The sequence below is a fragment of the Bradyrhizobium sp. Leo114 genome (assembly GCF_055229415.2).
In genome coordinates this window covers 1-17,497 of sequence record NZ_JBUYEN020000029.1, presented here as the reverse complement: position 1 = coordinate 17,497, position 17,497 = coordinate 1, and the positions used below count along the sequence as shown (strand labels likewise).

Genomic DNA, 17,497 nt, shown 5'->3' with positions numbered 1-17,497 from the left:
TCATCCTGACCGCCTCGGCCCACAGGGCATGAGCGTCACATCTGAAAACACTAGCCGTCATTTGTATTCGTTTCAGGAAGGAGATAGCGATGAATATCACCCGCCGATCCCTTGCGTTTGGTGGAATGGGGCTGCTGGCAGGCGCGGCCGCCACACGATCAGTCCTTGCCCAGGATTCTTTCCTCGGAGTGGGTCAAGGCCTGGAGGATTTCTGGCTCGCGAGCGACGCCTACACTTTCGGCTATCCGTTGGTGACGATCGAGATGACTCGCCGGGTCATGACCAATGTTGCTGAACCGGTCGGAACACGGGGACCGATGGGTCATCTTATCAAGCTGCGCCAATATCCAGACGCTTCGTTCAGGGATGTCACCGCGCCGAATGCGGACACTCTCTACACAACCTCCTTCGTCGACGTCGGGAAAGAACCGTGGGTCCTCAGCATCCCGGACATGAAGGGGCGCTATTTCCTGATGCCAATGCTGGACGGCTGGACGACGGTGTTTCAAGTCCCAGGGAAACGCACCACCGGCACGGGGGCGCAGACTTACGCGATCACCGGACCCGGGTGGAAGGGCACGCTGCCGGCCGGCGTGAAGGAGTGCAAATCGCCCACCAGTATCGTGTGGCTGCTTGGCCGCATCTATTGCACCGGCACGCCGGAGGATTACGCCGCCGTCCACAAGCTGCAGGATGAGTGCAAACTCGTACCGCTCAGTGCTTACGGCAAGCCGTACACGCCACCTGCGGGAAAAGTCGATCCGTCGGTCGACATGAAGACCGCGGTCCGCGAGCAGGTCAATCGCATGGACGCGGTGTCGTATTTCAAGCTGCTGTGCGAGCTTATGAAGACCAATCCGCCCTACGAAGCAGACGCGCCCCAGCTTGCCAAATTTGCCCGAATTGGAATCGTCCCCGGACAGGATTTTGATGAGAGCAAGCTCAAGGCGGACTTCCTGAAGCGCTTACCGGAGGTATCGTTCGACAGGATCATGCTTCAGTTCAAGATCAACAAAGCCATCAGGGATGAGAATGGCTTTGCCTTCACAACGAAGACCGGCATCTATGGCACCGACTATCTGATGCGAGCCTTGGTGACCGCGATCGGACTCGGCGCTAATCGTCCGCAGGATGCGGTCTACCCGACCTCCCAAAAGGATGCGGATGGCCGCAAGTACAATGGCGCAAACAAGTACGTCATGCGGTTTCCGAAAGGCCACCTGCCTCCCGCGGAGGGATTCTGGTCGCTCACGATGTACGATAGCAGCTACTTCTTCGTGAAGAATCCGATCAACCGCTACTCGATTAGCGCCCGTGAAGATCTGAAGGAGAACGCGGACGGCTCGGTCGATCTCTACATTCAAAAGGACTCCCCGGGCCAAGACAAGGAGTCAAACTGGCTGCCCGCTCCCGAGGGAGATTTCATACTCATGCTGCGCATGTACTGGCCGCAGGAAACGGACCCCTCCATCATCAACGGCACATGGACGGTTCCTGCCGCCAGGAAGGTCGGGGCTTGAGAACTTGAACTCAGGCCGGCCCCAAGCAGGCTGGCATGAGTTGAAATGTTCTGGCTTTGCGCTGTACCGCCAAGAAATATCACGCGGGCAGCACAGATCCGCCATTGCGATCATACGGAATCAGCCGCCGTGCCGCTGCTCTCAGGCACGGTGGAGTTCACGCGCGTCACCGCGTGCTGCCCGTCGTAAGCTCTTGCGAGACCACCGGGATCATCAGGTGCTCGTTGGGTTTGCCGGGGAACATCACATAAGGCTGCGTCGGGTCTTTGACATCCAGATCGCGCGGATACGGACTGAGCATCTCGTGCGCTGCGCCGCCGACGATCATCACATGCGGCCCGGTCTGGACCCAATGCTGGTGCGTGTGCCGTTCGGAGGAATCATGATTGCTCGTGCCGGTGTCACCGGCCAGCATGAAGATGAAGCCAATCTTGTTCGGCGGGGTCTGTTTGGCCTGGAGAGCTTTGCGCCATTCCATGGCGTTCTGGTCATCGCATTCGGGTGTTCCGTCATTGCCGATAAAGCACGTGAAACCGTTCGATCCGGTTTGGACGGTCTTGGAAGACCCATCCGGCTGCGGCATGGTGATCGTCGCGTTGTTCACGACCGACGCCGGCGCGGCGGTCTTTGTCTTGGCGATGTACTCCGGTTCGGTTTTCGGGATCTCCTCGTTTGGAAAAGCCGACGCCGAGGTGATGGTGAGGGCTGCCGAAGCTACGCAGAACCCAACTGACGCGAGAGCATAGAGGCTTTTCATGACTTACCTCCTGTGGTGGGCAACCGGCATCAATTGTACATCAAAGCCAAGTGGGGGCATCCTCCGAAAGGCATCTCGGGCGGAGATTTTCGGCTCGGGTCGGAGCCATCCTGTTGCGGCTCTCCGCCGCAAGCTGTGCGGTCAAAAGCGCTTCTCGGAAAGAATACGCGCGGCGTGTTGAAGCCGGTCCACAGAGCGCTCGGTGTCGGTCAGGGCGCAACAGCTCACCAGGGTGTCGATAATGGCGAGCTGAGCCACGCGGCTGCTCATGGCCTCGGGCCGATATCTGGTTTCATTGGCGACGGTATAGAGCAGAACGTCGCAATGGGCCGCCAGAGGCGACTTGCCGAGCCGGGTGATGCCGATTGTCCGAGCGCCGGCTTCCCGCGCCAATCGGGTCGCGAGCACCGTCTCGACCGTGCTGCCTGAGTGAGACACCGTAACGGTCGTGACCGCCGGGCCGGTCATGCCCGCGCTGACGGCCTGGACATGAGAATCGACGACTGCGCTCGCCGCGAGCCCCAGTTGCAGCAGGCGATAGGAGAGGTCCTGCGCAATCGGCGCCGAACTTCCTATGCCATAGATCTCGATCCGCTGCGCTTCCCTCAACAAGCTCGCCGCCTTCGCCAGCGATTCCATTGAGAGCAGGCGGCGCGTCTCGTGGAGCGAAGCGGCGTGAGCAGCAAAGATGTGATCCGTGACGGTCGCCGGATCATCGCCTCGATGCAGATCCTCCTGAATCAGACGAACCGGCTCGATCAGATCGCGCGCCAGAAGAATCTTGAGCTCCTGGAACCCGCGAACGCCCACCCTGCCGCAAAAGGAAACGATCGTGCCTTCGCTCACGCCACATGTCTCGGCAACTTCGGTGATCGACATGTGAATGAAGGACTCCGGCTGCGCGATAATCAGCTCGGCGATTTGCCTGGCTTTTGGAGGAAGATCGGATTGCAATTCACGAACGCGGGATAGAATACCGCTCACGGACGGCCCTGCATTGGAGTTCGAGCGTGTCACCCGCGTCCTCGCGAACAACGTGGGAATTCATTTGGTGGATCGCGGAAGGTTATCGCGATTCCCTTTGCGCAGAGCTTCAATTCTCGTGGGCCGCCGGGATGAGCCGGCGACGAGGATGGCCCATGGGTCATTCCGGCCCGTTCTCCCCTCTCTCGGTGCTCAATCACCCTACACTGAGAAAAGCTCACAAAAAATTCCATCGGAAATAAATTATTCACAGCGACGTCAAGTCGCACTGCTATTGCCGACCGGCTTGCCCGCGCAGTGAGCCAAGCCTGCGCTGCAGGCCGTCGTTCGTTTCTTCAACTGTTCAACCAAAGGTAGATAAGAAATGACAACACGTCGCGACTTTCTGGCGGGCGCCACGGCGGCGGCTGCCTTTACCAGCATCAACCGGGCGCTGGCCATTCCGGCGCGGCGTCGGACCGGCACGATCATGGACGTCAAGCACATCGTGATCCTGATGCAGGAGAACCGCTCGTTCGACCACTATTTCGGTACGCTGCGCGGCGTGCGCGGCTTCGGCGACCGCTTCCCTATTCCGCTCGAAAGCGGCAAGCCGGTGTGGTTTCAGTCGGACGGCACCCGTGAGATCCCGCCCTATCACCGCGACTCCGCGACCAGCAACGCGCTGGTCGGATACGGCACGCCGCATTCGTTTGGCGACAGTCAGGCAGCGTGGAACCAGGGCAAGATGGGCTTCTGGGCCAAGTACAAGACCCCGTACGCGATGGGCTATTTCGGCCGCGATGACATTCCCTTCCAGTTCGCGCTGGCCGAGGCCTTCACACTGTGCGACGCCTACCACGCCTCCATCACCACCGGCACCGATCCCAACCGGATCGTGTTCTGGTCGGGCTCCAACTTCAATCCCACGCTGCGCGCGCAGGGCATCAACTGCACGACGAACGATTCCGAGCCCAACAACAACCGCTGCTGGCCCAACCCTTCCAAATGGGTGGACGGCCTGCCTCAGCCCCAGCCGAACTATCGCTATGTCGGCAGCGACTTTAACTGGCCCACCCTCCCCGACCTGCTGCAGCGCGCCGGCGTCAGCTGGCACGTCTACCAGGACATGAACGACAACTGGACCGGCGCGATGCACGGCTGCCTGGCGTTCGCCAGCTTCCGCCACGCCCAGCCGGGCGATCCCAACTATGTGCACGGCCTGACCGGTGGCCCGGATTATCTCGACAGGCTGAAGGCCGATGTGATGAGCGGCAACCTTCCGCAGGTATCGTGGATCCTGCCGACGCAAGCCAACTCCGAACATCCCGGCGGCGGCAGCCCGACCCGCGCCGGCAATTTCACCGACCAGGTGCTGGAAGCACTGACCGCCAACCCCGAGGTCTGGAGCCAGACCGTCTTCTTCCTGACCTTCGACGAGAACGACGGCTTCTTCGATCACCTGCCGGCACCGGCGGTGCCGTCCTATGACAACGACGGCAACCTGATGGGCAAGGCCACGATGCCGCTCGCGGGTGAATACTTTTCCAACACGGTCGGCAACGTGCTGAGCAGCGACGACAAGATCAGCGGCAACATCCGCCCCTGGGGTCTCAGTGCGCGCGTGCCGATGTACGTCGTGTCGCCGTGGAGCAAGGGCGGCTGGGTCAATTCGCAGGTCTTCGACCACACGTCGGTGGGCCGATTCCTCGAGAAGCGCTTCGGCATCAAGGTGGACTCCATCAGCCCCTGGCACCGCGCCATTTCGGGCGACCTCACCACGGCCTTCGACTTCGCGAGCCCCAACGATCCCCGCTTCCCGGAGCTGCCCGACCAGAGCAACTGGCAAGCATCGGATGCGCACCAGAAGACATTGCCGGCCCCCGCCGCGCCGACGACGCCGCAGCCGCTGTTTCAGGAAACCGGCGTGCGCTTCTCGCGCGCGCTACCCTACATTCTGCACGCCAGCGCGCAGGTTGATGCCGGCAAGAGCAAGGTGAGGCTGCTGTTCGCCAATACCGGCTTCGCAGGCGCCGTGTTCCACGTCTACGACAAGATGCACCTGGATCGCATTCCACGGCGCTACACGGTCGAGGCGGGCCAGATGCTGGACGACGAATGGGCGGTTGGCGACGACGGCCTTTATGATCTGTGGGTGCTCGCCCCCAATGGCTTCCACCGCCACTTCAAAGGCGACATCTCTACGATGCGGCACAAGAATGAGCCGAACCGGAAATCTTCGTCGGCTACAACGTCCACGACGGCGGTCTGCACCTGCAGTTTCGCAACGACGGCAACGGCCACCTGCGCTTCACGGTGAAGTCCAACAAGATTTATGGACCGCTGCTCGCCGTGAGCGCCTCGGTGGCCGCCGCGATGCAGCCGGAGCCTCCGGGCTTCGGTCCGCGTCCGAGCGTCCGTCCCGTGGGCTTCGGCCCGGTGCCTGGTTTCCGGCAAGCTCCCGACTTCTGCGCCCCCGGCTTCGGCTTCAATCCGCCGGTCTTCTTCCCGGGACCCGACTTCGGCGGCGGTCCGCGCACGTCGTGGGATGTCAAAGTGTCCGCTTCCGGCCACCCCGGTGAACTGTACTGGAATCTGCGCACCACCGGCCTGTGGTATGACTTCGTCATCACCAGCGACTCGGGCAGCGGCTTCTATCGGCGCGTCGCCGGCCATGTGGAAACCGGCCGCGGTTCGGTGAGCGATCCTGGCATGGGCGTTGCCGACCGGTTCTAAAGAGGCGGCGCAATCACTCCAGCGAATTGGAGGCGCCTTCGGGCGCCTCTTCAATTTCCGACTCGGCCTAAGGCGTGGCCTCGGAATCACAAAGAAGCTCTGAGCTGGCCGACGGCAGAGTTCGACGTGTGGCGTCGCGATGGTGCGCGAGCGAGCTTCGCAAAGCGGACTATCAAGCGGCGGCACGTGTTAGCTAGCACAACCTCCACTCCCTCACGCGTCAAAGCGTCGCAATGCCGGACGATGAGTTGTCAGTGTTCGCTTATTAGAGAGATTTCAGTGTTGGCTTACTAGAGTGGTTAGAGATCGGACTCACAAACTCTTACGCGCATGCATCAATAGATTCTAAATCGCCTTCGTTGCCTTCGCACCTTCGATTTCCTAGTCGGACATCGACTAGGCGAACTGGGGGCGATTGTTGAGCAACTTCGAGAATTATAAGAACCGTTTGTATGTTGGCGTGGCGACGGGCGTTGTTAAGTTATGCCTGAGCGGTGTGAGCTCTTCTCAGAGCAGGGCGCAGAGCGCGCAGCCGCACGTGTTGCCTCCGGTGCACGTCGATGCGCCCCAACAAAGAGCGCGAGCGACGCGCACTGTTCGGACTCGCGGTTCGGCTCAGCACTCTGCTCGCGTCGCATCCCGGCAGCGAACCGAACAGCCTCCTGCGCCGACTGCGCCTGTTACCACGATGGGATCGACCCGGACGATCGGAGCGCCGGCGCCAGCCTATGCTGGCGGCCAGTTGGCACAGGGTGGAACGCTCGGCCTGCTCGGAAGCACGAACGTCATGAATGTGCCGTTCAGCACCGTCAACTATACGTCGCAACTGATCGAGAATCAGCAGGCGCGGACGGCCGCGGATACGCTGATCAACGACTCTTCAGTGCGACTCACCACAGGCAGCAACGGATTCGACGATACGTTCCAGATCCGCGGCTTCAGCGTTCCTTCAGGTGACGTTGGCTTCAACGGTCTCTACGGGCTGGTGTCCTCCAGTCGCGTGCCGGCGGAGATCATCGAGCGAATCGAATTGCTCAAGGGGCCCGGTGCGCTCATCAACGGCATAGCCCCTGGCGGCAGCGTCGGCGGCGGCGTCAACATCGTCAGCAAACGCGCGCTTGAGGTACCTTTCACACGTTTGACGCCGGTCTTCATGAGCGCCGGCAATTACGGTCTCCATCTAGAGACCAGCCACCGCTTTGGTGAAAACAAGGAGTGGGGCGTTCGTTTCAACGGGGTGGGGCGCAATGGCGAAGCCTCGATCGACGGCGGAAACTGGCGGACGGGTCTCGGTGCGTTGTCGCTCGACTATCGCGGGGAGCGCCTGCGCTGGACGCTCGATGCCATTTCGCAGAACGACGACACCAAGAACTTCCGTCCGCAGATGACCATCCAGGGTAATGTGCCCTTCATTCCTGCCCCGCCCGACGCGCGCAGCAACTGGTACCCGGACACGATGCTCCGTCAGCGCGACAACACCATCGCCTCGGGCCTCGAATACGATCTGACCGAATCGCTGACGGCCTATGCGGGCATCGGCTATCGTGAGGGTGAGAACACTCAGACGTTCCCCGATTCCCGTGTCACGGGATTCCCTAGCGGCATAGACGCTCTTGGCAATTTCAGGCTCATCAACGCGTACTATGACTCCTACAGCAAGACGACGAGCGGCAACGCAGGCATACGGTCACGTTTCCAAGTAGGGCCGGTCGGTCATGCGATCAATCTCGCTTTCACCGGCTATTATCAGGAGAACGGCAACGCTTACGTTGCCAATACGCCGGCTCAGTCAGTCCCATCGAATATCTACAACCCATCCCCCCTTCCTGTGGTCACTGGCGCGCGCACGCCGCCGCGGTTAGCCAACGAGATAACGCTCAGAAGCGTTGCGATCGCCGACACGATGTCGCTCCTGAATGATGCGATCCTGGTGACCGTCGGCACTCGTCACCAGAGAGTGGAACAGGACGCTTTCAGCACCACTACCGGTCTCCCGACAAGCAACTACGGAGCAGAAGCGCTGACGCCACTTGCCGGCGTGGTAGTCAAGCCCTGGCATAATGTTTCGCTCTACGCGAACTACGCTGAAGGACTGAGCCAGGGCACCATCGTCGGTCCCGGCTACAGCAACACCGGTACCGTGCTTGCCCCATTCAAATCGAAGCAGCAGGAAGCTGGTATCAAGGTGGACTGGGGCACCATCACGACGACTGCGGCGGTGTTCCAGATTACACGACCCAGCCAGATCCGGACCGCATCCAACGCACTGGCCTATGACGGCGAACAGCGTAACCGCGGCGTGGAGCTGTCCGCTTATGGCCTGTTGCTGCCTGGCCTGCGCGGTATGGCCAGCGCAACCTTCCTGCGTCCCGAGCTGACCAACCCGACCAATCCTCTGGAGCGCGGCAACGACGCCCAGGGCGTGCCGGACAAGACGTTCTCGGCCAGCCTCGACTGGGATACGCCCTGGGTCGAGGGCCTCGCTCTCAATGGGCGCGTGATCTATACGTCGGGCGCCTATCTCACCAGCGCCAATCTCCTGCGATTCCCCGATTGGACTCGTGTCGACATCGGCGCGCGCTATACGACGACGGCGCTCACCGGCAAGCCTGTTACGATCCGTGCCAACATCGAAAACGTGACCGGCGAGAACTACTGGCTCACGACCGGTACATTCGTAACGGTTGCGTCGCCTCGGACTTACATCGTATCTGCTTCATTCGATTTCTAAGGTGTTTGTCATGACAAAGCCCTTCATCGCAGTAGTCGCCCTGCTTGGCGTGATAACGCCCGTGCAGGCGCACCAGATCTGGATCGAGCAGTCCGATGGCCAGAATGCCGTCGTTCGCTTTGGCGAGTTCGGCGAGAACCTTCGTGAAGTGTCACCGGGGTTGCTCGACAAGTTCGCTAAGGTAACCGGTACGCTCATCTCCACCAAGGGCGAGCAAAAGTCCGATGCCACGAAGACCGCAAACGGCTTCACGCTGCCATTTTCCACGGCCCCCGGCGACGGCATTGTCGCGGAAGATGCGAGCTACCCGCTCTATGTTTGGAAGCAGCAAGACAAAGAGGCCACGAACTGGTTCTATCCTGCCGCACGCTTGATCACCAGCTTTGCCGCGCAGCAGCCCAAGCTCGTACTGGACCTCGTGCCTACAGGTCAGGAAGGCCAGTTCAAGCTCTTCTTCAAAAATCAACCTAAAGCCAAGACCAAGGTGACTCTGGTAACGGAATCTGGCTGGTCCAAGGAAGCTCACACCGACGAGCAGGGCCTTGTAACGTTTAGTATGCCTTGGAAAGGCACTTACGTCGCTGAAGTCAGCTTCAACGACCGCAGCCCAGGCGAGCGCACGGGGACGAAGGGCGCTGAGAAGTATGATGCCGTGAGCTATGCCACCACCGTGACCTATGTGAATGCCAACGGCCTGCCCCCAATTCCTGCGGGCCCGCCGGCAACTCCGGGCAAATGAACGCCCTGATACATCGCCTTCGCTCCACGGGCCCGCTCATCTCGCGCATCGTCGCCGCCCTGTTCGGCGGCTATGCGCTGGCCGCGCTCAACAGCGTCGCCGTGCTCGCTTTGCCCATGAGCAAGCCCCAGGCCGTGCTCACCGGCATGCTGGCGAGCTTTGCCATCTACGCCGGTGCAGTGATCTGGGTCTTTGCCGTGCGCAGCGCGCTGAAGGCTTGGGCCGGCCTGATCGTCGTGGCCGTGCCGTTGTCGCTGGCGGCATGGTCCGTTTCCTGACGAAGGGCCGAGGCGTGAAGACGGACAACGATGTGCAAGTTGCCGGCCGCGGCATCCGGCAAAGTATGTCCAGCCTGCATACGTGGGCTGGCCTTCTGCTCGGCTGGATTCTCTATGCCATGTTCCTCACAGGGACAGTGTCCTATTTCAAGGACGAGTTGTCGCAATGGATGCGACCGGAGCTGCCGCCTCTAGCTCAGATTCCCGATCAAGCGGTGGTGGCGCAGCGAATTGCTGATGAACTCGGCAACATCGCGCCCGGAACCTCGCAGTGGAGCATGCGCCTGCCGGACGCGCGCAATAACAGTGTCTACGCCTTCTGGCGTACACCCACAGGCAATCCGGGCGGCCGTGCCTTTGACGAAGCCAATTTCGATCCCGCCACCGGCCAGAAAGTCACCTCACGCGGCACGCTGGGCGGTGAGTTCTTCTACCGTTTCCACTTCCAATTCCACTACATGCCAGTGATATGGGGCAGGTGGCTTGCAGGTGCGGCCGCAATGTTCATGCTCGTGGCCATTGTGAGTGGCGTCATCACCCATAAGAAGATTTTCGTCGATTTCTTCACCTTCCGCTGGAGCAAAGGACAGCGCTCCTGGCTGGACGCTCACAACGCCTTTTCGGTGTTCGGGCTGCCGTTCCATTTCATGATCACCTACACCGGATTGGTGACCTTGATGGCGCTGTACATGCCGTGGGGCGAGCGCGTGGCGTTCAAGAGCCCGGCGGAGCAACAGCAACTCAACGCCGAACTCAGTGCCTTCATCCAGCCCGGCAAACCCAGCGGGCAGAAAGTGCCACTGGCATCGGTCGAGGACATGGTGCGGCAGGCTCAAGAACGCTGGGGCCGGGAGAATGTGGGGCGCGTCAATGCGGTTCATCCCGGAGATGCGGCGGCGCGTGTGGCTGTGACGCGGGGAGAAGCCGGCCGCGTTTCCATGAGTCCGCAATATCTGGAGTTCGAAGGCGCCACTGGCAAACTGCTGGCAGTGCGCGAGCATGTGGGGGCTGCGGCCGAAACCCGAGGCGTCCTTTATGCGCTCCATTTGGGACGCTTCAGCGATACCGTCACGCGGTGGCTGTATTTTCTCGTGAGCTTCATGGGTACGGCCATGGTGGGCACGGGCCTCGTGATGTGGACCGTGAAGCGGCGACAGAAGCTGCCTGACGCGGATCGCCCCTATTTTGGCTTCCGTCTTGTGGAGCGGCTGAACATCGCGTGCATCGCCGGCTTGTCGATCGCAATGACTGCATTCTTGTGGGCCAACCGCCTGCTGCCACACCCCTTGGAAGGCCGCGCCAACTGGGAGATTGACCTGTTCTTCATCGTCTGGGCCCTGACACTGCTGCATGCCTTGGTGCGTTCCGCCAAGTCAGCCTGGGTCGAGCAATTATGGGCGGCATCGGCGCTGCTGTTTCTCTTGCCGATCCTCAACGCCGTGACGACGCAGCGTCCGTTGTGGCACAGCCTCACCGAAGGCGACTGGGTCTTTGCCGGTGTGGATCTCATGTGCTGGGCGCTCGCTGCGCTCCATGCCGTCCTGGCGATACGCACGGCTCGGCAGCAGACCGGATCTCAGTTCAGGCGCAAGACAAGCCGCGAGGCTCTGGCCGCCGTTGCGTCCGGCGAGGCGGCAGGATGAGTCATCTCCCTTCCTTTGCGCTGTGCCTTACAGGGTTCACCGCGCTGGCGTTCGCCACGAATCGCCAGCAGCGCGATATCTTTGGCAGGCTCCTGCGGCCAAGCATGACATATATCCATCGCATTGCCGGCGCGTGCGCCCTGGTTTTTGCGCTCGGCATTCTCGTCGCTCGGCATGGCTGGAGCCTCGGCCTCGTGATGTTCAGCGGTCACGCCAGCATAGCTGCCGGTATCGTGTTTTGTGGGCTGATCGGACGTGCGAGGATGTTTGGCCGCAAATTGCTCTAGTTGCTCGCCCGAGAAGGCGTATCGCCAAGCCACTGCATGAACTCGGCGACATGCTGGGCCCATAGGTCGGGCCGTGTCATGGTGAAGTGACCGGGCGATGACGGGGTTCCCGCTTGAACTGCGTAACGGCCGCGTTCGAGCTTCGGAACCGACTTTTCGAGAACTTGCAGTTTGTCAGGATTGAACTCGTCGTCGGAAAAATTGAGTGCGAAGAGCTTCGTCTTGATCTTGGAAAGCTCAGGCTCAGGATCGTAGCTGAATGATGATTTGAGCGAATAAAGAATATCGTTTGCGTCGACATGCTCCGCTGTGAGACGGTTGGCGCTCAGGAATTTATCGACCGCGGGGCCGTCAGGCACTTCGTGCTGAAGAGCGGGAGCGCTGTCGATCATCAGGCGCAGAATGTTGTACCCCATGATCCAACCGCGCGGGGTCTCCGTATAGTCCCCGTTTTTCCATTCTGGATCGGCACGGATCGCATCGATCACCATGCGCCTCCAGAGGAGGTTGCGGCCCGAAACCGAGATCGGCAGCGAGACCACCGGCATCACGCCGTCCATCATGTCGGGATAGGCCTCGGCCCATTGCCAGGCATTCATTCCACCCATGGACATGCCGAGAATGGCGTGAAGATGTTTGATGCCCAGTGTTTCCGTCACCACCTTATGCTGGAGGTCGACGATGTCGCTGTAATCGTAGTTCGGGAACTTCGTTTTCAACCCGTCGCTCGGCTTGCTGGATTGGCCGTGGCCGACACTGTCCGGAAAGATCAGATAGTAACGTTGCGCGTCCAGCGCGCGACCAGGATCGAAGAGGGCCTTCGCGTAGGTTGGGCTCAGCAGGGCGCGGCTGTCCGCCCCGGTCCAATGCAGAACAAGGACCGCATTGTCGATCTCGCCCTTGGCGTTGCGGTGCGGTGTGCCCAGAGTCGAATAATGAATCTTGAGGCGCGCCAGCGTCTCCCCGTCACGGAACTTATAGTTGTCAAACCAGGCGTCGGCTTGCACGGCAGCGGGGTTCACACGCTGGTCCCAAGGTGACGCCGGCTCGCCGGCAGCCGCGGCAGATCGCGAACTGGATTGAGCGACTCCCACACCTGAGAGCATCGTTCCAGAAAGCAGGATACCGAGCAGCAGGCTGGCTGCCGCGCGAGCACGTTGAGACGTCATGATGAATTCCCTGTAGTTGGCGATGATTGGATTGCCTTGTGCAGTATCGTGTGCACCGCGCGTGCTATCGCAGCGGCGAAGACGTTCTGTTCGGGATCTTCGAAGCTTCGATATGCCTCTCGAGGTCCGTTATCCGACGCGCAACGTCGCTGCATGGGTCAAAGTTCAGTGCTTCATCAAACCGCAGAATGTTTTGCCATAGCCATCTAAAGAAGCTCGTCTCAGCAGTCGGATCCTGCGCTGCCGGAGCCTGCACATTTGAGTTGGTCATCTCTTTTCCTTTCACGACTTCGTGGATTCCGGAGCACACGTTTCATGTCTGGACAGCGGCGCGCTTCACTTCCCTCCCTGAGCCACGACGCAGCAGGTCGAACGCCATGATGTGGCTCGCACCCGAAATGCCGACGCCGTAGAGCGGGATCAGCGCCATGGGCAGCGTCTGGATGCCAGACATGCGGGGGTCGTTGAGGAGGAAGAAGGTCAGCCCCGTACCGACCGCCACGACAAAATCAGCAAAGCCGAAGATGTGGAAGGCCAAGTACCGGTTGCGACTCTCGGGCAGAAGTAAAACGCCGAGGGCCAAGAACCCCGCGATGAGGTCGCCCCACCCCGCGTTTCGAACAAAGGCTTCCGGGAGGAGGTTGTGCGCCCCATACCAGAAGAAAACCAACGCGGCCGCGATGCGCCAGATATGAAATGCCGTTATCGATCGTAGACCGATGGCTTCGATGTATGCACGGAAGCCATCGGACATTGCGTAGATAATAATAGGCACCACAATCCCCAAGGCGATGATGGCAGCCAGAAACAGCGGGGGAATGGCACGATAGAATCCTGCCTCCGCGGCAAAGGCGACCGCCAATCCCCAGATGGCCAGCACAACCAGCAAGACGCGCGTCCCGCGGCGTTTGCGGAGCTCGAGTTCTCGATCCATGACCTATCTCCTTTTAGGTGTAGTTACACGTACTTGAGCACAAAAATGCGTGACGCTTCTTCCCGCTCCTCAGGCTGATAAGAAGTCCAGAGTTGGTCTGAGCTCGTCCCAACGATTGGCGCCTATGCGGCGGTTGCTTTCTTTCTGGGCCTTCCGCCAGAGGGGCACCGCTTGTTTCAGGAGTACCCGGCCTTTGGCCGTCAGTGTCAGGCTACGAATACGACGATCTCGCGCGTCCGGCTGGATCGCAACGAGCTTCATGGTTTCGAGCGGCTTCAAGTTGCGAGTGAGGGTCGTGCGATCCATACCGAGCAGATCGGCCATGTCGCTGATCCGCACCGGCTCGTTGCGCTTCAACGCGGACACGATTGTGAACTGTCCCGACGTGATGCCGATGGGCTTGAACATCGCGTCGTATCTCCGCGATGTGGCGCGGGCGGCCCTGTTCAGGCCGAGACATACGCAAGCCGTGTAGAAATCAGTCGATGTAAGATCGTCCTGTTTCATCCGTTCACCCTACAGCGTCCCCTTCCTCTTATCCTCAGTCAGCTTCAGAAGCGGCGGCGCCTTGTACAAATTTTCCGGTTGAACTCTTTCCCAAAGGTTTCCCTTCCCAAGCTCTCTTCCCAACTGATCTTCCCGCCGAAGCCACTGTTCGACGCTCCCGATTCGATTGGGGTGAATTTCATCCAACAACCCGTAATCCCTCTGAACGACTCCGTATTTCCAGACGTTCCAGAACCCGGTGAAGTTATCCCGGAAACTCATGGTGCTTTTGTCATTGGGATCTGCATTGTATCCGGCGGGCAAGTCAGCGGCCGCCTTCAGCGGGCCATTCCAGTACGCGTCCAAGTCCGTATCTATGTATTGAGCCGGATGCCCCGTCACCTTCTCGAACGCCGCAGCAAGTTTCTGATACTCAACATGCTCGATGGCGACTTCGAGATTCATGCCATTCGCACGCTCCGGGTTGTCGAAGAGCCAGCGGGCATAATAGCCACAATCATCAAGAGCAACGTGCGGCACGGCTCCGTTGCCGAGCGGAACTCGCCACGTCACGACACCATCCTCCACAGAAGGAGTCATGGGCGTCATCGCCGAGATTGCCATCTCCATGTATGGGCCAGTGGTGAACACCGCCGCGCCCATCCTGTCTTTGTTCGCTTGGTTTTGAAACAAGATCCATTCGCCCATGCGGCCCTTGCCGTCATAGTGACCCGCACGGAATCTGGAATCATAACCGGACTTCTTGAGCGCGTAGTCCAGATTTCCATAGACAAAGAACTTGATCCCTTCTTCCACGGCTATCTCGTAGCTGCGGATTGCCCAATAGGTCTCCGCCTTCTCGCCGGTGTTGAACCCATCGATATTGACGTATGCCCCGTCGCAACCGCGGAAGCCTTCCCGCAATATGGCCTCGTCCGCGAACGTTCCCTCCAGGATGGACACGTTGCCGAGTGCGCGAAGGGCATTTGCCCGTCGGGAGGCAGGGTCGCGGCTAAGGGCTCGGACAGAATATTTCTTGTCAGCGACCAGAGCGCCGATGACGGGCAAGCCCTGAGCGCCCGTGCCGCCGATGACGAAGATCTTGGAGGTGCTGTGCGTGGGCATCGTTATCTCCACAGGTTTTGAGCCGATTGGCAGCGGCGTCGCGGCCGGCCAACGGGAGCCTCGCCTGGTGATCGGGCGTTTCGCGGTCATTCGAAACGACGGCACTCGTCACTGGACTGTAACTCTTATAATAAGAGTGACTCAGAAAAGCAAGAAAGTCTGGCTCGTCTCACGCTTCGTTGAATTTGCCGTGTTGCCGACCTAAGTTGGCTCTTATGATGAGAGCTGCGCGACGATGATCCTTGCGTAACTCGTGGAAATGGTTGATGCGCTCGAAGGGTTTCGACGGAATGGTATGCTCGATCGCCGGCGTGATGGCGGTGATCGGCGATCGTTGGGGTCTGCTGATCCTGCGCGACCTTGTCCTCGGTCTCAACCGATACGAGGACTTTCGCCAATCGTCTGGCGCGACCAATGCGACGCTCAGCGACCGGCTGAAACACCTTGAGGCCAATGGCCTGATCGAGCGGCGGCGCTATCAGGTAAATCCGGAACGATTTGAATACCTGTTGACCCAAAAGGGCTGGCAAATCGCCTCTGTGATGCCGGTGCTCGCGCAGATCGGGGATCGCTGCGACGTCTCTGGCGCTTCAGCGCCGCCGCTGAAGTTTGTCAATCGAAAGACCGGGGCCGACGTCGAGTGGAGTTTCATCGACAAGAACACTGGTGAGCAGCTCAGCGCCCTGGATCTCGCAATCAAAGAAGGCCCCGGTGCGGACGATTTGGTTCGCTGGCGGCTGTCCCACACTGAGCGTCGCCACAGGCAGAAGGTCGATGACGGCGTGGTCTCGCCAAGCGGCACGCCGCCTATGCAAGAGGCGAAGCTCAGGACGCGCGCGGCTCGCAAAGGTATTGAAGAAAAGCTCACGCGGAGGGTAAGGAAGAAGCCCACGCAGAAGGCGCGACGATAGAGGGCACGGATATTGGCCCTTAGCCCTCAAAGTGCGTCGAGGAACCGCTCCAGCGTTGCGTTGGTCTCAGCTGGTGCTTCCTGCTGCACCCAGTGGCCGATACCTGGGAGAATGACCGATCCGCGAAAGTCGGTGCAGCCGATCCCGGCGTTCGCATAGAGATCCATGCCGGGAATGAACGCGCGAACCGCGTCGCGCTCGCCGGCCACAAAATACGATGGCTGCGTCACGGGCTTGTTGGCAAACTCCGCCAATTCTTTAAAATCGATATCCTGTGCCCGGTAGCGATTGAGCGGGCCACGGAAGCCGCCGGCGCGAAATGCGTCGACATAGACCTGCAGGTCCTTTTCGCTCATCCAGTCCGGAAACGACTTCGGATCGATCATCCCGTCAAGCAATTTCGCATCCACCGGTTTATGATCGAGCCACTTGTTGAGCGGGGCGCTACCTGAGATGGCGAAATAGAGTTTTCGCAAAGCGACGCGGATGTCGGCCTCGAGCTCTTTCTCCGCCACGCCTTCGTCCTGGAAATAGAGCTGATAGAAGAAGCGGTCCTTGTAGGTGGCTTTGAACGTGTCGAGAAGCGGCACGGGTCGTCTGGGAATGTAGGGAACACTGAGGCCGGCGACCGCCGTCACCTTGCTCGGGTAGAGCAGCGCGGTATTCCAAACCATCGGCGCGCCCCAATCGTGACCGAACAGGATCGCCTTGCCATCACCCAACTGATCGACCACGGCGACGATATCGGAGGCCAGATTGCGAATGGTGTAGGCGGCAATCTCCTGCGGCTTGGAGCTCTGCCCGTAGCCGCGCACGTCAAGCGCCGCCACCTTATAGCCGCGCGCCGAGAAATGATCGATCTGGTGACGCCATGAGTACCAGAGCTCGGGAAACCCGTGAACGCAGACGATCAGGGGACCGCGGCCGGCGACGGCCACATTGAGGTTGATCGATCCGTTCCGCACCGTGACGAAATCCATGACGTCCTCGCAGATTTCCGTTTTCGCTTTACTCAACTGCAGCGTGGATGCCTGGGTCAAGCCAGGCGTGGCTACATCTGTAACGCGGCGCCAACGTAGATAGGCCGCATCCTAGCATTACAGTTGTTTTTTTAGTGGGTTTCTGAATCCATGGGCAACCATGATTCGAAGATCGTGGACGCAGGCAGCGTCGATTGAGGAGACGCTTGCGTTGTGGGCGGCGTCGCTTCGGGAGATC

Annotated in this window: 17 protein-coding genes; 10 read left to right on the top strand and 7 right to left on the bottom strand. The window is 60.1% G+C overall.

Annotated elements, in window-relative coordinates:
- The first annotated feature begins 89 nt into the window (after window positions 1-89).
- Entirely contained in the window at window positions 90-1,520 is a 1,431-nt protein-coding gene (locus ACZIRK_RS29460; protein ID WP_130227258.1) for a DUF1254 domain-containing protein, read from the top strand.
- Window positions 1,521-1,686: 166 nt separating this feature from the next.
- Here the strand turns inward: ACZIRK_RS29460 and ACZIRK_RS29455 are convergent, their stop codons facing one another.
- Window positions 1,687-2,124, bottom strand: a complete 438-nt coding sequence (locus ACZIRK_RS29455) for a hypothetical protein (RefSeq protein ID WP_130227259.1) — start codon at window positions 2,122-2,124, stop codon at window positions 1,687-1,689.
- A gap of 294 nt (window positions 2,125-2,418) precedes the next feature.
- A complete protein-coding gene (locus ACZIRK_RS29450) occupies window positions 2,419-3,261 on the bottom strand; it encodes a MurR/RpiR family transcriptional regulator (protein WP_474418685.1) in 843 nt (280 codons plus the stop codon).
- Window positions 3,262-3,625: 364 nt separating this feature from the next.
- On the opposite strand from ACZIRK_RS29450, the gene ACZIRK_RS29445 reads away from it, so the two are divergent.
- The 7 genes from ACZIRK_RS29445 (at window position 3,626) to ACZIRK_RS29415 (ending at window position 11,654) form a co-directional block, all read left to right on the top strand.
- Window positions 3,626-5,560, top strand: a complete 1,935-nt coding sequence (locus ACZIRK_RS29445; RefSeq protein ID WP_474418684.1) for a phosphocholine-specific phospholipase C — start codon at window positions 3,626-3,628, stop codon at window positions 5,558-5,560.
- Window positions 5,557-5,976, top strand: coding sequence for a phospholipase domain-containing protein (locus ACZIRK_RS29440; protein WP_474418683.1), 420 nt, complete (start codon window positions 5,557-5,559; stop codon window positions 5,974-5,976). Before ACZIRK_RS29445 ends, ACZIRK_RS29440 begins: the two co-directional genes overlap by 4 nt.
- A gap of 418 nt (window positions 5,977-6,394) precedes the next feature.
- Window positions 6,395-8,707, top strand: a complete 2,313-nt coding sequence (locus ACZIRK_RS29435) for a TonB-dependent receptor (RefSeq protein ID WP_474418682.1) — start codon at window positions 6,395-6,397, stop codon at window positions 8,705-8,707.
- 10 nt (window positions 8,708-8,717) lie between these two features.
- The gene (locus ACZIRK_RS29430; protein ID WP_130227263.1) at window positions 8,718-9,446 is read left to right on the top strand and encodes a cobalt ABC transporter substrate-binding protein; all 729 of its coding nucleotides are present in this window, start codon (window positions 8,718-8,720) and stop codon (window positions 9,444-9,446) included.
- Entirely contained in the window at window positions 9,443-9,724 is a 282-nt protein-coding gene (locus ACZIRK_RS29425) for a DUF3649 domain-containing protein (protein ID WP_130227264.1), read from the top strand. Before ACZIRK_RS29430 ends, ACZIRK_RS29425 begins: the two co-directional genes overlap by 4 nt.
- A 65-nt stretch (window positions 9,725-9,789) precedes the next feature.
- Window positions 9,790-11,367, top strand: coding sequence for a PepSY-associated TM helix domain-containing protein (locus tag ACZIRK_RS29420; protein ID WP_207231061.1), 1,578 nt, complete (start codon window positions 9,790-9,792; stop codon window positions 11,365-11,367).
- A complete protein-coding gene (locus tag ACZIRK_RS29415) occupies window positions 11,364-11,654 on the top strand; it encodes a DUF3325 domain-containing protein (RefSeq protein ID WP_130227266.1) in 291 nt (96 codons plus the stop codon). The genes ACZIRK_RS29420 and ACZIRK_RS29415 overlap by 4 nt, the downstream gene beginning before the upstream one ends.
- On the opposite strand, the gene ACZIRK_RS29410 is transcribed toward ACZIRK_RS29415, so the two are convergent.
- The 4 genes from ACZIRK_RS29410 to ACZIRK_RS29395 all read right to left on the bottom strand — a co-directional run bounded on the left by ACZIRK_RS29410 (window position 11,651) and on the right by ACZIRK_RS29395 (window position 15,368).
- Window positions 11,651-12,823 carry an alpha/beta fold hydrolase gene (locus ACZIRK_RS29410; RefSeq protein WP_130227267.1) on the bottom strand — a complete coding sequence of 391 codons (1,173 nt, stop codon included), beginning with the start codon at window positions 12,821-12,823 and terminating at the stop codon, window positions 11,651-11,653. The two genes, ACZIRK_RS29415 and ACZIRK_RS29410, sit on opposite strands and share 4 nt — an antisense overlap.
- 313 nt (window positions 12,824-13,136) lie before the next feature.
- Complete coding sequence (locus ACZIRK_RS29405; RefSeq protein WP_130227268.1) at window positions 13,137-13,757, bottom strand: permease; 621 nt, start codon at window positions 13,755-13,757, stop codon at window positions 13,137-13,139.
- Window positions 13,758-13,826: 69 nt separating this feature from the next.
- Window positions 13,827-14,165, bottom strand: a complete 339-nt coding sequence (locus tag ACZIRK_RS29400; protein WP_474418681.1) for a MarR family winged helix-turn-helix transcriptional regulator — start codon at window positions 14,163-14,165, stop codon at window positions 13,827-13,829.
- Window positions 14,166-14,273: 108 nt separating this feature from the next.
- On the bottom strand, window positions 14,274-15,368 hold the full coding sequence (locus tag ACZIRK_RS29395; RefSeq protein ID WP_130227270.1) for an NmrA family NAD(P)-binding protein: 1,095 nt from the start codon (window positions 15,366-15,368) through the stop codon (window positions 14,274-14,276).
- Between ACZIRK_RS29395 and ACZIRK_RS29390 the strand changes: the two genes are divergently transcribed.
- Both ACZIRK_RS29390 and ACZIRK_RS29385 read left to right on the top strand, forming a co-directional pair.
- Entirely contained in the window at window positions 15,361-15,573 is a 213-nt protein-coding gene (locus ACZIRK_RS29390) for a hypothetical protein (RefSeq protein ID WP_130227271.1), read from the top strand. The genes ACZIRK_RS29395 and ACZIRK_RS29390 overlap by 8 nt on opposite strands.
- A 61-nt stretch (window positions 15,574-15,634) precedes the next feature.
- A complete protein-coding gene (locus ACZIRK_RS29385; protein WP_130227272.1) occupies window positions 15,635-16,279 on the top strand; it encodes a winged helix-turn-helix transcriptional regulator in 645 nt (214 codons plus the stop codon).
- 26 nt (window positions 16,280-16,305) lie between these two features.
- Here ACZIRK_RS29385 and ACZIRK_RS29380 read toward each other — a convergent pair whose 3' ends face one another.
- Window positions 16,306-17,259: an alpha/beta fold hydrolase gene (locus tag ACZIRK_RS29380; protein ID WP_130227273.1), complete on the bottom strand. Its 954-nt coding sequence runs from the start codon at window positions 17,257-17,259 to the stop codon at window positions 16,306-16,308.
- Window positions 17,260-17,497: the final 238 nt, after the last annotated feature.

Bases quoted from the DNA above. Each gene is read 5' to 3' on its own strand.
- ACZIRK_RS29460 (WP_130227258.1), top strand. From the start codon at position 90: ATGAATATCACCCGCCGATCCCTTGCGTTTGGTGGAATGGGGCTGCTG.
- ACZIRK_RS29445 (WP_474418684.1), top strand. From the start codon at position 3,626: ATGACAACACGTCGCGACTTTCTGGCGGGCGCCACGGCGGCGGCTGCC.
- ACZIRK_RS29430 (WP_130227263.1), top strand. From the start codon at position 8,718: ATGACAAAGCCCTTCATCGCAGTAGTCGCCCTGCTTGGCGTGATAACG.
- ACZIRK_RS29425 (WP_130227264.1), top strand. From the start codon at position 9,443: ATGAACGCCCTGATACATCGCCTTCGCTCCACGGGCCCGCTCATCTCG.
- ACZIRK_RS29420 (WP_207231061.1), top strand. From the start codon at position 9,790: ATGTCCAGCCTGCATACGTGGGCTGGCCTTCTGCTCGGCTGGATTCTC.
- ACZIRK_RS29415 (WP_130227266.1), top strand. From the start codon at position 11,364: ATGAGTCATCTCCCTTCCTTTGCGCTGTGCCTTACAGGGTTCACCGCG.
- ACZIRK_RS29410 (WP_130227267.1), bottom strand. From the start codon at position 12,823: ATGACGTCTCAACGTGCTCGCGCGGCAGCCAGCCTGCTGCTCGGTATC.
- ACZIRK_RS29405 (WP_130227268.1), bottom strand. From the start codon at position 13,757: ATGGATCGAGAACTCGAGCTCCGCAAACGCCGCGGGACGCGCGTCTTG.
- ACZIRK_RS29400 (WP_474418681.1), bottom strand. From the start codon at position 14,165: ATGTTCAAGCCCATCGGCATCACGTCGGGACAGTTCACAATCGTGTCC.
- ACZIRK_RS29395 (WP_130227270.1), bottom strand. From the start codon at position 15,368: ATGCCCACGCACAGCACCTCCAAGATCTTCGTCATCGGCGGCACGGGC.
- ACZIRK_RS29385 (WP_130227272.1), top strand. From the start codon at position 15,635: ATGCGCTCGAAGGGTTTCGACGGAATGGTATGCTCGATCGCCGGCGTG.
- ACZIRK_RS29380 (WP_130227273.1), bottom strand. From the start codon at position 17,259: ATGGATTTCGTCACGGTGCGGAACGGATCGATCAACCTCAATGTGGCC.